Consider the following 12,589-nt stretch of genomic DNA (forward strand, 5'->3'; position numbering starts at 1 on the left):
ATAGCCAAGCGGTCAAGTTTTGAAGAGGTATGGTGAAACAGAAAAAGCCATCTGAAAAATTTCAGATGGCCTTCTTCCCATTGATCCTTTCCACTTTACCATCGGCATCATCACAGATATCATATCAAACCAATTGTCATGATTTATTTGATTGCTTATACAACTATTTTATCAGTTAGAAGTATATTCGTTGAACCTTTTTATTTACGCACACCTTATTGCCTAGTAGCATTGCATATTCTGTAATTATTATCAAAGGTAGATATATGGGCTTATCATTAAAAATGTAAATAATTTAGATATCTATGTAAAAACGGAGAGAATTGTTTTGAATTTAACGATTAGGAACCTAGAAAAATTTAAATGGTTGGTAATATGGAATATATGATATTAAGTCTTCAGGTGCTTTGGGAGGAAATTGGCAAATACGCATTCTTTTTGATTGTCAATGCCTACTGCATTATCAGAATGTATCAAAACCGTCATTGGAAATATTGTGCAGTTGTTTTCATTCTGCTCAATGTTTGGGTAATTTACGGATACTGGATTGATATCATTAATTCGTATCTTTATTGGAATCAATAAGATAGTCAAAAGGCCGTCTGAATGAAACACAAGAAAACAAATATCCTTTTAGGAATAGTAGCAGCAGGTTACCTCAGCATTGTATTGGCAAACATAGGATTAAATAGAATGATTGAAGGCAACGGCAATCCCGAGCAGGCAAAAGGCATGGCTTGGGGTGTTAAGATGGCGGAGGCTATATTGGTTAACGCCACACCGGAAAATTCTTCATATTTGACGTTGGGAGCATATGCGGTAGACGTATCTAATAAGTACAGTTCTGATTTTTATTTGCAGAACGGAACGGTCTTGCGAAACTTCTTTGGTACAGGCTCTATCTGGGGTCGAGGAGGATACTTAGGAAGAACGGCAGAGTTTGATTTACTTCCCGAAAGGTTAACTTTTACCTATTTATCCCAGTTTGAAAATAAATTTTATCAGCTGGACGAAGCTCTTCCTACAGACAAGATACGTCCTATGATGGCAAAAAGTTACAGGGTATTTAATAATGCAGTAGAGGATACTGAAACTCCGCGATATGAATCTCCCAATAATTTTGAATTAGCTGTTGCTCCTGGTGGTTGGGTTACGTTGAATTTGACCAGCACTTTTATTCATAAGGAATTAATGTCCTGGCAAGCAAGAGAAATTGTACCTTCTTTAGAAGAGGCTGCTAAACACCACTTTAATGAAATGTGGTATTACGATGTTGAGTTTTATCATGACCCTAAGAGAAGGGCTGAATACTTAGATAGAGTACGTAAAGAACATCCCGATTTCTATCACACTTATATAGCTGGATCCAAAAACGTCAGTGCAGAATGGTACAAACAGATGCAAACGAAATATCCATGGAACTTGGAAGTTGAAGTCGATGGAGGGGAATGGAACGGCGAATATTATATGGAATTCGCTAATACGGAGCGCTGGACGGCCATCGGTAAAGAGAGGATAGAAGAAGAGAAGAAGGCAATGAAGGCGATGCCAACTTACATCAAGCTATGGTTAATAGATAAGGAAACAGGTAATCGGTGGGGTATTAGATTGCATCCATTTAAGACTGAAGAACAAGAACAGAATGATTATAAAATCATATACGATGATGCCCGACTAAACGGGTTATACAAGATATTTCAACAGGCGTTCCCCGGAAGGAATCAAGCGCACAATATCAGTACACCTTCAATAAATCAGTTTGCCACGTTGAAATTGAAATTTGATGATCATTTTGAATTAACCGAAGCATATCTTCAAAAAGATGGACAAAAATTTGTATTGCCAGATGCTAAGCTCCATCAACGTTATGAAATCAACAATACTGCTTATTACTAATATTATTAGGAAAATACGGCTTTGATAACTTTATCGGTCATGAAAACCAATCAGTCGAGGAGAACTTCTGCCTGCCGAACAGGTCAGTGCCAAGAGGGATGAGAACGGCAATCTCATTTTTCGGGAAGATACTGTTTGGCGGCTACTCAAGTGTGAAGTAAAGGTCTAGTCCGCTTTAGTGAAAAAGAATTGAAAGAGCTTCAAAAGTAAAATATAAACGAAACGATAAAAAGCTCGTCTGAAATCATATCGGGTTTTCAAACGGCCTTTTGCAAACTACACCGCGAAACCGAACGCGCCTTTGGCAAACATATCCGCCAACAAACACAATACGACCCTATGGGCAGAATCCTGCAGCAAATCCACAACCGCAGCCGGCGCGAATACGGCTATGATGCCGCCGGACAACTGACCCACATCCAAAGCAGAGGAGGCCTTTAGAAGGTGAGCATTTTTGCTCGCCTTTTTATTCAACCAGATTTTGTGAAAAACATTAAAAATGAGATAATTCTCGAACCTTTTAAGAGGCTTTATTGATAAAAATATTTGGAGAAAGCATGGAACACAAACTTGAGGATATCATTGCGATTTTTAATCAATGTTTTGAAGAAGAATATAATACGCGATTGGTTAAAGGTGGGGATGAGCCGATTTACATTCCGGCAAATGATGAGGTGCCTTATAATGCGATTTACTTTGCGAGAGGCTTTTACAGCAGTGCATTACATGAAATCGCCCATTGGTTGGTAGCAGGGAAAGAGCGGCGTAAATTAGAAGATTTTGGCTATTGGTATGAGCCAGATGGTCGTTCTGAAGCACGTCAGCGTGATTTTGAAAAGGTGGAAGTGAAGCCCCAAGCATTGGAATGGATTTTAGCCACAGCGGCGGGATTCCGTTATTTTGCTAGTGCGGATAATTTGAATGGCAATCCAGGGGATACGCAACCATTTAAGCAAGCGGTGTATGAGCAAGTGAAAACCTATGCTGAAAAAGGTTTACCAAAACGTGCAGAAACCTTTCGTCATGCCTTGGCTCAATTTTATGGTACAGAAGATCGAATTGATTTAGCGAAGTTTGATGTGACTCGCATCTAAAGTACGGTCATTTTTAGGCAGATTTTGCGTCTGTCAATTTCCCTTAAAATCGGCTAGAATAGGCCGATTTTATTTTTGGCTTTAACTTTATAAAAATATGAAAGATTCTATTATTGCAAAACTTGAAAGTTTAAAAGAACGTTATGAAGAATTAGAGGCATTGCTAGGTGATGCGTCGGTAATTTCGGATCAGGATAAATTCCGTGCGTATTCTAAAGAATATTCACAACTTGAAGATGTGGTGAAATGTTTTAATCGTTGGAATCAGCTTAATTCTAACATTGCTGATGCAGAATTGATGTTAGATGATCCTGAAATGAAAGAAATGGCAGAAATGGAAATTGAAGAATCCAAAGCCGAAATTGAAGAAGTCGAACAACAACTTCAAATTCTTTTATTACCGAAAGATCCAAATGATGAATATAACTGCTATTTAGAAATTCGTGCAGGTACCGGTGGTGATGAAGCGGGTATCTTTGCCGGCGATTTATTCCGTATGTACAGCCGTTATGCTGAAAGTAAACGCTGGCGTGTTGAAATGCTCAGCGCAAATGAAAGTGAGCAGGGCGGTTATAAAGAAGTGATCGTTAAAGTAAGCGGTGATGGCGTGTATGGTCAGTTAAAATTTGAATCAGGCGGTCATCGTGTACAACGTGTACCAAAAACAGAAAGCCAAGGTCGTATTCATACTTCAGCTTGTACTGTTGCGGTTATGCCTGAATTGCCTGAATCTGAAATGCCGGAAATCAATCCAGCAGATTTACGTATTGATACCTACCGTTCATCTGGTGCGGGTGGTCAGCACGTTAATACCACAGACTCTGCGGTACGTATTACCCACATTCCAACAGGTATTGTGGTGGAATGTCAGGATGAGCGTTCACAACATAAAAATAAAGCTAAAGCGATGTCTGTATTGGCTTCACGTATTGTTCAAGCGGAGCAAGAGCGTCAAGCCGCAGAGCAAGCGGATACCCGCCGTAACTTATTAGGTTCAGGCGACCGTTCCGATAAAATTCGTACTTATAACTACCCACAAGGTCGTGTAACAGATCACCGTATCAACTTAACGCTCTATCGCTTAGATGAAGTGATGAACGGCAAAATTGACGAGCTTATTCAACCGATTATTACTGAATATCAAGCAGATCAATTAGCAGCGTTATCTGAGAGTAATTAATGACCTATCAACAATGGCTTGCCGATGCTGCGCAAGCCTTAAATCAGGTAAATCCGACAGAGAATGGCAAAGTGGATGCGTTAGTGCTATTGCAACATGCAACGGGCAAATCAAGAACGCAAATTTTAGCTTTCGATGAAACGGAAATTGATGAAAAAGTGCGGTTAAAATTGACCGCACTTTTAGATCGTCGTTTAAAAGGTGAACCTATCGCTTATATCCTCGGTGAAAAAGAATTCTGGTCCTTGCCTTTAAATGTGTCTGAAGGAACATTAATTCCTCGCCCCGATACCGAAATTCTCGTAGAAAAAGCATTACAAATTGCGTTAGAAAAACTGGAAGAAAATCCACCGCACTTTCGTATTCTCGATCTCGGAACCGGCACTGGCGCCATTGCGTTGGCGTTGGCTTCTGAGCTTTCTCCTATTTGTCAAAAAAAGGCTATTCAATTAGATGTTATTGGTGTGGATTTAATGCCAGAAGTCGTCAAATTAGCGCAATCCAATGCAGAAAAAAATCAGCTCAAGGTACAATTTTTACAGAGTCGTTGGTTCGAAAATGTTGAAGGGCAGTTTGATATTATCGTCAGTAATCCACCTTATATTGATGAAACCGATGAGCATCTTTTCCAAGGTGATGTGCGTTTCGAGCCTCGTTCGGCGTTGGTGGCGGGCGAAAACGGTTTAGCGGATTTACGTCATCTTATTGAGCATGCGCCAGGACATTTAAAAGATAACGGCTATTTATTGTTAGAGCACGGCTGGAAACAGGGCGAAGAAGTGCGGTCAATTTTCTGGCAAAATCATTGGCAAGGGGTTGCAACCATACGGGATTATGGCGACAATGAGCGCGTAACGTTGGGATATTGGAAGCGGTAATGAAATACGATCAAAAAGCCTTGTATGCTGAACTGACTCATTTTTATCTGAGCATTTGTGAGAAAGAGCAACTTGATGAGCCTCGTATAAGAGGGCTGGTTGGAAGCTTGGTGCGCAAAGCTCGCCAAGCTATTCCAGAAGAATGGGATGATAAAGCTAAAATTCATCAATTATTGCAGCTCTTCTACGGTGATTGGGGTTTTCATTGTGATGCAGATAATTATTTCTATGCCCGCAATTTATATCTTCCGTATATTCTAGAAGAGCGTGAAGGCATGCCGGTGAGTCTTGGCACCTTAATTCTTTATTTGGCTGCAAGTTTAAAATTGCCGATTTATCCCGTGAATTTCCCGACCCAACTGATTTTACGTGCAGAAGTCGATGGTGAAGTGGCATTTATTGATCCTTGGAGTGGAAAATACATTTCAGTGGATGAATTGAAGAAGCTCTATGAAGGTGCCTTTGGTTTTGGGGCTCAAATTCAACCTGAAGACTTAGCTCGAGCAGATATTCCGATGCTTACCGCACGTTTCCGTCAGCTCGCCAAGAATGCCTTAATTCGTGAAGAACAAAACGATTTGGCGTTTAATTATATCCAATTCTTGTTAGCAGGAAGAAAAGATCCTTACGATATTCGCGATCGAGGCTTAGTGTTGGCGCAAATGGGAGCTTATCCTTCCGCCATTGAGGATTTGGAATATTTTGTAGATCAATGTCCAAATGATCCCACTTCTTCTCTGTTAAAAACTCAACTTTTAGAACTGAAAGGCGAAGCATTGAAAGATGCCAATGCCATCCATTAAAAAGGAAATATTATGCAAAATAAAATTGTAAAAATTGGCAATATTGATGTCGCAAATGACAAACCCTTTGTGCTTTTCGGCGGAATGAACGTGCTTGAAAGTCGCGATATGGCAATGCAAGTTTGCGAAGCTTATGTAAAAGTGACTGAAAAGTTGGGCGTTCCTTATGTTTTTAAGGCGTCTTTCGATAAAGCTAACCGTTCTTCAATTCATTCTTACCGTGGTCCAGGCATGGAAGAAGGTTTAAAAATTTTCCAAGAGATAAAAGAAAGCTTTGGCGTGAAAGTGATTACCGATGTGCACGAAATCTATCAATGTCAGCCTGTTGCCGATGTGGTGGATGTGATTCAGTTACCGGCATTCTTAGCTCGTCAAACAGATTTAGTCGAAGCTATGGCAAAAACGGGTGCGGTAATTAACGTGAAAAAACCACAATTCTTAAGCCCAGGTCAAATGGGGAATATTGTAGATAAGTTTGAAGAATGTGGTAACGATAAAATTATCCTTTGTGATCGTGGTTCAAACTTCGGTTACGATAATTTAGTGGTGGATATGTTAGGCTTCGGCGTAATGAAAAAAGTGTCTAAAGGTAGTCCAGTTATTTTTGATGTGACCCATTCATTACAATGCCGAGATCCGTTTGGTGCAGCTTCAGGCGGTCGTCGTGAACAAGTGACTGAATTAGCCCGTTCTGGTTTAGCAATTGGGATTGCAGGTTTATTCTTAGAGGCTCACCCAAATCCAAATCAGGCAAAATGTGATGGCCCTTCTGCATTGCCACTTTCGGCATTAGAAGGTTTTGTCTCACAGATGAAAGCCATTGATGATTTAGTGAAGTCTTTCCCTGAATTAGATACGTCCATCTAATGGAGAAGTGCGGTTGAAAACAGCGTTGTTTTTGACCGCACTTTTGTTCTGTAAAAGGAGATAACAATGAATATCGTATTTTTAGACAGCACCGCAATTCCAAAACATATTCCTATTCCTCGTCCAAGCTTTCCACATAACTGGGTAGAGTATGAATATACTTCTGCAGAGCAAACTATTGAGCGAGCAAAAGACGCGGATATTATTATTACCAGCAAAGTGATTTTAAGTCGTGAGGTATTACAACAACTACCTAAATTAAAACTCATTGCTATCACCGCAACAGGCACCAATAACGTAGATTTAGACGCCGCAAAAGAATTTGGTGTAGCGGTTAAAAATGTGACGGGTTATTCAGCAACAACAGTACCTGAACATGTATTAGGCATGATTTTTGCGTTAAAACATAGTCTAGCTGGATGGCAACGCGATCAACTCACGGGAAAATGGACAGAGAGCAAACAGTTCTGCTATTTTGATTATCCCATTACAGATGTGAAAGGTTCAACATTAGGCGTGTTTGGAAAAGGCTGTTTAGGTACGGAAGTGGGGCGTTTAGCCGAGCTTTTAGGCATGAAAGTGCTTTATGCTGAACATCGAAATGCCACAACGTGTCGTGAAGGTTACACATCTTTTGAAGAGGTGCTAAAACAAGCCGATATTCTCACATTGCATTGTGCATTGACTGAAACAACCAAAAATTTAATCAATCAAGAAACCTTGTCACTTTGTAAGAAGGGGGCGTATTTAATCAATACTGGTCGTGGTCCATTGATTGATGAGCAAGCAGTTTGTGACGCATTGAAGTCAGGACAATTAGGTGGTGCCGCATTAGATGTGTTAGTGAAAGAGCCACCAGAGAAAAACAATCCACTGATTGAATTAGCGAAAACGATGCCGAATTTAATTATCACACCTCATATTGCTTGGGCGAGTGATAGTGCGGTAACCACGCTAACGAAAAAAGTGACGCAAAATATCGAAGATTTCGTTCAACAATTAAATCAAAAATAATGAATTTACCTATTTCTTTATACGTCGCCCTGCGATATTGGCGGGCAAAAAGCGCTGATCGTTTTGGGCGACTTGTTGCTAATTTGGCAAGCTTTGGCATCGTACTGGGTGTGATGGCATTGATTATTGTGCTTTCTGTCATGAATGGACTAGAAGGCTATCAAAAACAACAGGTGCTTTCGAGCATTCCACACGCGATTATTAGCCAAGAGGCGCCTATTTCGGCAGAAAAACCGCTTGAAAATATACCGCACTTTGTGCAAAAAGCTGTACCGATTAATACCACGAATGTTGTGTTTCAAACGGCAAAAGGTGTGAGCGCGGGACAAGTGATTGGTATTCAGTCTTTTTCAGATGACCCTTTACTGGAAGGTTTCGATCCTAGTCAGTTTAACCAACTTTTACCGCAAGGTGAGTTTAAGTTGATTATTGGTGATACGTTGGCGCAAAAATTAGGCTTAGTGGTAGGCGATAAAGTTCGCTTAATGATTACGGAAAACAGCCAATACACCCCATTTGGTCGCGTGCCGATGCAGCGTTTATTTACGGTGAGCGAGCTTTACTATGGTTATGGTGAAGCGTCAGGCTATGAAGTTTTTGCTAATTTAGCGGATATTGGTCGCCTAATGCGCATTCAACCAGGTGAGGCTCAAGGCTATCGTTTATTCCTGGATGATCCTTTCCAAATCACAGAATTGCCAACCTATTTTAAAGAGAGCCATATCAGCGATTGGCGTGTCCAAAAAGGGGAATTCTTCCAAGCGGTTCGTATGGAAAAAAATATGATGGGCTTGTTGATTAGCTTAATTATTGTTGTGGCGATTTCGAATATCGTGACCTCATTAAGTTTAATGGTGGTGGATAAACAAGGGGAAATCGCCATTTTGCAAACGCAAGGTGTGACTAAATCACAAGTGCGTTCGATCTTTATTTATCAAGGTTTATTGGTGGGGCTAGTGGGTACATTGATTGGTGCTGTACTGGGCGTATTAATTACCTTAAATCTTGGGGCAATTTTAAGTGCGGTCAATCCGAACGGTGTTTTCTTGCCAACATCCATTGAGCCTGTGCAAGTCATTATTGTGATTGCCTTTTCTTTATTGTTATCTTTATTATCAACCATTTATCCCGCTTATCGCGCGGCAAAAACAGAGCCGGCGGAAGCATTACGTTATGAGTAAAATATGAATAACTACTTATTAGAATGCCAAAATATTAATAAATTTTACCAAGAAGGCGAGAACCAAACCCAAGTATTAAAAGGCGTAAGCTTTGCCATGAAACCACAAGAATTAGTGGCGATTGTGGGGAGTTCTGGTTCGGGAAAAAGTACTTTATTACACACTTTGGGTGGTTTAGATCAGCCAAGTAGTGGGGAAGTCTTTATTAAAGGGCAATCTTTGCAAAAAGCGTCTGAAAGTGAATTGGCTAAATTACGTAACCAAAATCTAGGTTTTGTGTATCAATTTCACCATTTAATGGCGGATTTTACCGCATTAGAAAATGTGATGATGCCGATGTTAATTGGTCGTCAGAATAAAACAGAAGCAAAAGATCGTGCTGAAAAAATATTGGGTGCAGTAGGCTTAAGTCATCGCATTACTCACCGACCATCAGCCCTTTCGGGTGGTGAGCGTCAACGTGTGGCAATTGCTCGTGCATTAGTGAATAATCCCGCTCTCGTCTTGGCCGATGAACCAACGGGTAACTTAGATCATAAAACTACAGAAAGTATTTTTGAATTAATTCAAACCTTGAATGCGGAACAAAACATTGCGTTTTTATTGGTGACACATGATATGTCATTAGCGCAAAAACTGTCTCGTTGTTTAACCATGCAAGATGGTATTTTGAAGGAAGGTGCATAATGAATACGCCTTTTTTCATTAGTTGGCGTTATCAACGGGGTAAGCAAAAGAATCCGTTGGTGGCGTTAATTTCAAAATTCTCTGCTATCGGTATCGCCCTTGGCGTGGCAGTATTGATTGTGGGATTAAGTGCGATGAATGGTTTTGAGCGTGAATTGAATTCACGTATTTTGGCTGTGGTGCCACATACGGAAATCACCGTTAATCCACATGCCAATGAAGCCACATTGAACCATTGGCGGAACCTAGCGGAACGTCTAAAAACAAACAAAAAAATTACCGCACTTTCGCCTTTTGTGAGTTTTACTGCCTTAGTCGAAAATGGCAATAAACTTAAAGTTGTGCAAGTGAAAGGGGTAGATAAACAAGCTGAAGATCAAGTGAGTTCTCTTGGTAAGTTTGTGGAAGGGGATGGCTGGCAAAAATTCGCAGAAGAAGGCGGATTGGTGTTGGGCTCTGGTATTGCCAAAGCGTTAGATGTTAAAGCTGGCGATTGGGTGTCATTATTAATCTCTCAACCAAATGGCGAAGATCAAATGGCTCAACCTAATCGTGAGCGTGTTCAAGTGACTGCTATTTTACGTTTAGATGGTCAGCTAGACCACAGTTATGCCTTACTGGCATTACCTCAAGCACAAGAATTAATGGGGTATCGCGAAGATCAAATCACCGGTGTTGAATTGAAAGTGGATGATCCATTCAAAGTACAAGAAATGGATTATTCGATGCTGAATGATTATCCGCAACTGCTTTATATTCAAAACTGGGTGGCAAAATTTGGCTATATGTATCGAGATATTCAGCTTATCCGTACCGTGATGTATATCGCGATGGTGCTTGTAATTGGGGTAGCATGTTTTAATATCGTTTCAACCTTAATTATGGCGGTAAAAGATAAGCAAGGTGATATTGCAATTATGCGAACCCTTGGCGCAAATAATGGTTTTATTAAACAAATCTTTATTTGGTATGGTTTACTTGCAGGGATGAAAGGGTGTCTAATTGGTATCGTATTAGGTGTTGTACTCGCACTGAATCTCACGCCGATTATTCAAGGCATCGAGAGATTACTCGGTAAAAAATTGTTATCAGATGGTATCTATTTCGTTGATTTCTTACCAAGTGAATTACATTGGTTCGATGTTGTATTGGTTCTCGTGGCGGCATTGGTATTGAGTTTACTTGCCAGTCTTTATCCAGCTAGTCGAGCCGCGAAGTTACAACCGGCTCAAGTATTGAGTAATCACTAATAAAAAATCAGGGATTAAGTATTTAATCCCTGATTTTTTTATTATTCAACCGTTAATTATTATTGGTTTTCTTTATCTGTTTTTAATAAGCCAGATGAACCTTCGGAATAATCGCGAGGTGGTTCTTCTGATTTACTTTCTGATGAGGCTGTCACCAATTGCTGGGTAAATAAACCTTTGTCGGCTGGTTTACTGCCAAGCAAGGTTTCAGATGAAACCGCATAGTGACGATAGAGTTTTTGATAATCACCAATTAAGGTTTTAAATAATTCGGCACTTTCCGCGAAATGTTTTTCAAGTTGTGCTTGTTTATCGCTTAATTGTGTTTTCACTTCTTTCAGTTCAGCTTCGGTCTGAACTTGTTTTTTTACGGAACCTTTTGTTAAACGTAATAATAAATAGCCTAAGATTACGCCAACCACAAGCCCAATCACAGCGGCTTGCCACATTTCTGGTGTCCATGATTGCATACATTACTCCTTATTTTGAATTCAATGTTTAGTGTAAAGGAAAACTGAAAAACTTTCTTTGCAGTTGATCACATTTTGAAAAAGCAGCGTTTACACAGCTGCAATAATCACGATCTCAACTTTCCAATCAGGATCTGCAAGTTTCGCTTCTACCGTTGCTCGGCTTGGTGGATTTTGGCTATCGACCCATTCATCCCATGCTTGGTTGAGTTGGGCATAATCAGCCATATCAGCAAGGAAGATTTGCGTGGTAAGAATTTTACTTTTTTCAGAACCAATTTCAGCCAATAATTTATCGATCAGTGAAAGGACTTCTTTGGTTTGCTCGTAAGCATTTTGCTTAACGGTTTTTTCCGGTACTTGACCGGCAAAATAGGCGGTATTGTTATGAATGACCACTTCAGAAAAGCGTTTGCTTGGTTGAATGCGTTGAATCGACATAATGGCTCCTTTTTGATGAAGATAATTCCATTCTAAAGGTGGTTTTAGACTTTGTAAATCAAGAAATTGTGAGATAAAATAATTGAGAATTTTTATCAACTAAAGAAAACTATGAAACTCCTGATTTCGAATCAATATGGCGCTATTGTCATGGCATTATTGCCTTTTGTTTACGGTATGTTATTAGCTTCACCCGTTTGGGCGCATTTCTTTTTGCTTTTAGCTTGGTTCAGCATGTATTTGCTGAGTTACCCAATGCTTAGTCTCTTTAAAGGCAAAAATATGGCGGAATATAAAAAGTGGACAATCATCTATGGTGTCGCAGCTTTTTCATTTGCGCTTCCTGCCATTTTTTATAACTGGCAAATTCTTTTCTTTATTGCCGCCATGTTTCCTTTTGTGTTGGTGAGTATCTATTACACCAAGAAAAAAGATGAGCGCAATCTTCTCAATGATTTAGCCGGTATTGCGATTTTTGCCCTTGCAGGTATGGGATCCTATTATTTTTCTGACCGCACTTTTGATGAAAAAATCTGGTGGGTGGCGCTGTATCCAAGTCTCTTTTTTATTGGTACCACACTTTATGTCAAATCAATGATGCGTGAACGTAAAAATCCGCTTTATCTCAAAGCCTCTATTATTTTCCATGTGCTTTGCGTGCTCGGTTGCTTGTTTACCCAACAATATGTCTTATCACTTGCTTTTGTGCCGGCGTTAATTCGTGCCATTTATTTACCAACCAAGAAACTTTCGGTTAAGCAAGTTGGTCTAATAGAATTCGGAACATCCGCCATTTTTTTGATTATTTTATTGATAGCGACATTATAA

General features: G+C 39.9%; 14 protein-coding genes. 12 read left to right on the top strand and 2 right to left on the bottom strand.

Annotated elements, in window-relative coordinates; all coding sequences use genetic code 11:
* Window positions 1-606 precede the first annotated feature (606 nt).
* The 11 genes from O3746_RS00920 to lolE all read left to right on the top strand — a co-directional run bounded on the left by O3746_RS00920 (window position 607) and on the right by lolE (window position 10,850).
* Complete coding sequence (locus O3746_RS00920) at window positions 607-1,896, top strand: DUF2931 family protein (protein WP_371447518.1); 1,290 nt, start codon at window positions 607-609, stop codon at window positions 1,894-1,896.
* Window positions 1,897-2,235: 339 nt separating this feature from the next.
* A complete protein-coding gene (locus O3746_RS00925) occupies window positions 2,236-2,337 on the top strand; it encodes a hypothetical protein (RefSeq protein ID WP_197541921.1) in 102 nt (33 codons plus the stop codon).
* Window positions 2,338-2,453: 116 nt separating this feature from the next.
* On the top strand, window positions 2,454-2,990 hold the full coding sequence (locus O3746_RS00930; RefSeq protein WP_371447520.1) for an elongation factor P hydroxylase: 537 nt from the start codon (window positions 2,454-2,456) through the stop codon (window positions 2,988-2,990).
* Between the two features lie 97 nt (window positions 2,991-3,087).
* A complete protein-coding gene (prfA, locus tag O3746_RS00935; protein ID WP_371447522.1) occupies window positions 3,088-4,170 on the top strand; it encodes a peptide chain release factor 1 in 1,083 nt (360 codons plus the stop codon).
* Window positions 4,170-5,048, top strand: coding sequence for a peptide chain release factor N(5)-glutamine methyltransferase (prmC, locus tag O3746_RS00940; protein WP_178161404.1), 879 nt, complete (start codon window positions 4,170-4,172; stop codon window positions 5,046-5,048). Before prfA ends, prmC begins: the two co-directional genes overlap by 1 nt.
* Complete coding sequence (locus O3746_RS00945; protein ID WP_178161406.1) at window positions 5,048-5,851, top strand: SirB1 family protein; 804 nt, start codon at window positions 5,048-5,050, stop codon at window positions 5,849-5,851. The genes prmC and O3746_RS00945 overlap by 1 nt, the downstream gene beginning before the upstream one ends.
* A 12-nt stretch (window positions 5,852-5,863) precedes the next feature.
* On the top strand, window positions 5,864-6,718 hold the full coding sequence (gene kdsA, locus O3746_RS00950) for a 3-deoxy-8-phosphooctulonate synthase (protein ID WP_197541926.1): 855 nt from the start codon (window positions 5,864-5,866) through the stop codon (window positions 6,716-6,718).
* A 66-nt stretch (window positions 6,719-6,784) separates the two neighbouring features.
* The gene (locus O3746_RS00955; RefSeq protein WP_371447525.1) at window positions 6,785-7,732 is read left to right on the top strand and encodes a 2-hydroxyacid dehydrogenase; all 948 of its coding nucleotides are present in this window, start codon (window positions 6,785-6,787) and stop codon (window positions 7,730-7,732) included.
* Window positions 7,732-8,913 (top strand): lipoprotein-releasing ABC transporter permease subunit, encoded by a 1,182-nt coding sequence (locus O3746_RS00960; RefSeq protein WP_197569676.1) that lies wholly within the window; start codon window positions 7,732-7,734, stop codon window positions 8,911-8,913. Before O3746_RS00955 ends, O3746_RS00960 begins: the two co-directional genes overlap by 1 nt.
* Before the next feature lie 3 nt (window positions 8,914-8,916).
* Window positions 8,917-9,600 (top strand): lipoprotein-releasing ABC transporter ATP-binding protein LolD, encoded by a 684-nt coding sequence (gene lolD, locus O3746_RS00965; protein WP_014065207.1) that lies wholly within the window; start codon window positions 8,917-8,919, stop codon window positions 9,598-9,600.
* Window positions 9,600-10,850 (top strand): lipoprotein-releasing ABC transporter permease subunit LolE, encoded by a 1,251-nt coding sequence (gene lolE / locus O3746_RS00970; RefSeq protein WP_197560510.1) that lies wholly within the window; start codon window positions 9,600-9,602, stop codon window positions 10,848-10,850. The genes lolD and lolE overlap by 1 nt, the downstream gene beginning before the upstream one ends.
* A gap of 59 nt (window positions 10,851-10,909) precedes the next feature.
* Here lolE and O3746_RS00975 read toward each other — a convergent pair whose 3' ends face one another.
* Window positions 10,910-11,320 (bottom strand): YhcB family protein, encoded by a 411-nt coding sequence (locus O3746_RS00975; protein ID WP_197545648.1) that lies wholly within the window; start codon window positions 11,318-11,320, stop codon window positions 10,910-10,912.
* A gap of 90 nt (window positions 11,321-11,410) precedes the next feature.
* On the bottom strand, window positions 11,411-11,761 hold the full coding sequence (locus tag O3746_RS00980) for a RidA family protein (RefSeq protein ID WP_005698531.1): 351 nt from the start codon (window positions 11,759-11,761) through the stop codon (window positions 11,411-11,413).
* Between the two features lie 111 nt (window positions 11,762-11,872).
* Between O3746_RS00980 and O3746_RS00985 the strand changes: the two genes are divergently transcribed.
* Window positions 11,873-12,589, top strand: a complete 717-nt coding sequence (locus O3746_RS00985) for a YwiC-like family protein (protein WP_070592262.1) — start codon at window positions 11,873-11,875, stop codon at window positions 12,587-12,589.

The sequence above is a fragment of the Haemophilus sp. 27098_8_127 genome (assembly GCF_041433495.1).
Taxonomy (GTDB): domain Bacteria; phylum Pseudomonadota; class Gammaproteobacteria; order Enterobacterales; family Pasteurellaceae; genus Haemophilus_D.

Coding starts and splice junctions, on each gene's coding strand:
- O3746_RS00920 (WP_371447518.1), top strand. CDS start 607: ATGAAACACAAGAAAACAAATATCCTTTTAGGAATAGTAGCAGCAGGT.
- O3746_RS00925 (WP_197541921.1), top strand. CDS start 2,236: ATGGGCAGAATCCTGCAGCAAATCCACAACCGCAGCCGGCGCGAATAC.
- O3746_RS00930 (WP_371447520.1), top strand. CDS start 2,454: ATGGAACACAAACTTGAGGATATCATTGCGATTTTTAATCAATGTTTT.
- prfA (WP_371447522.1), top strand. CDS start 3,088: ATGAAAGATTCTATTATTGCAAAACTTGAAAGTTTAAAAGAACGTTAT.
- prmC (WP_178161404.1), top strand. CDS start 4,170: ATGACCTATCAACAATGGCTTGCCGATGCTGCGCAAGCCTTAAATCAG.
- O3746_RS00945 (WP_178161406.1), top strand. CDS start 5,048: ATGAAATACGATCAAAAAGCCTTGTATGCTGAACTGACTCATTTTTAT.
- kdsA (WP_197541926.1), top strand. CDS start 5,864: ATGCAAAATAAAATTGTAAAAATTGGCAATATTGATGTCGCAAATGAC.
- O3746_RS00955 (WP_371447525.1), top strand. CDS start 6,785: ATGAATATCGTATTTTTAGACAGCACCGCAATTCCAAAACATATTCCT.
- O3746_RS00960 (WP_197569676.1), top strand. CDS start 7,732: ATGAATTTACCTATTTCTTTATACGTCGCCCTGCGATATTGGCGGGCA.
- lolD (WP_014065207.1), top strand. CDS start 8,917: ATGAATAACTACTTATTAGAATGCCAAAATATTAATAAATTTTACCAA.
- lolE (WP_197560510.1), top strand. CDS start 9,600: ATGAATACGCCTTTTTTCATTAGTTGGCGTTATCAACGGGGTAAGCAA.
- O3746_RS00975 (WP_197545648.1), bottom strand. CDS start 11,320: ATGCAATCATGGACACCAGAAATGTGGCAAGCCGCTGTGATTGGGCTT.
- O3746_RS00980 (WP_005698531.1), bottom strand. CDS start 11,761: ATGTCGATTCAACGCATTCAACCAAGCAAACGCTTTTCTGAAGTGGTC.
- O3746_RS00985 (WP_070592262.1), top strand. CDS start 11,873: ATGAAACTCCTGATTTCGAATCAATATGGCGCTATTGTCATGGCATTA.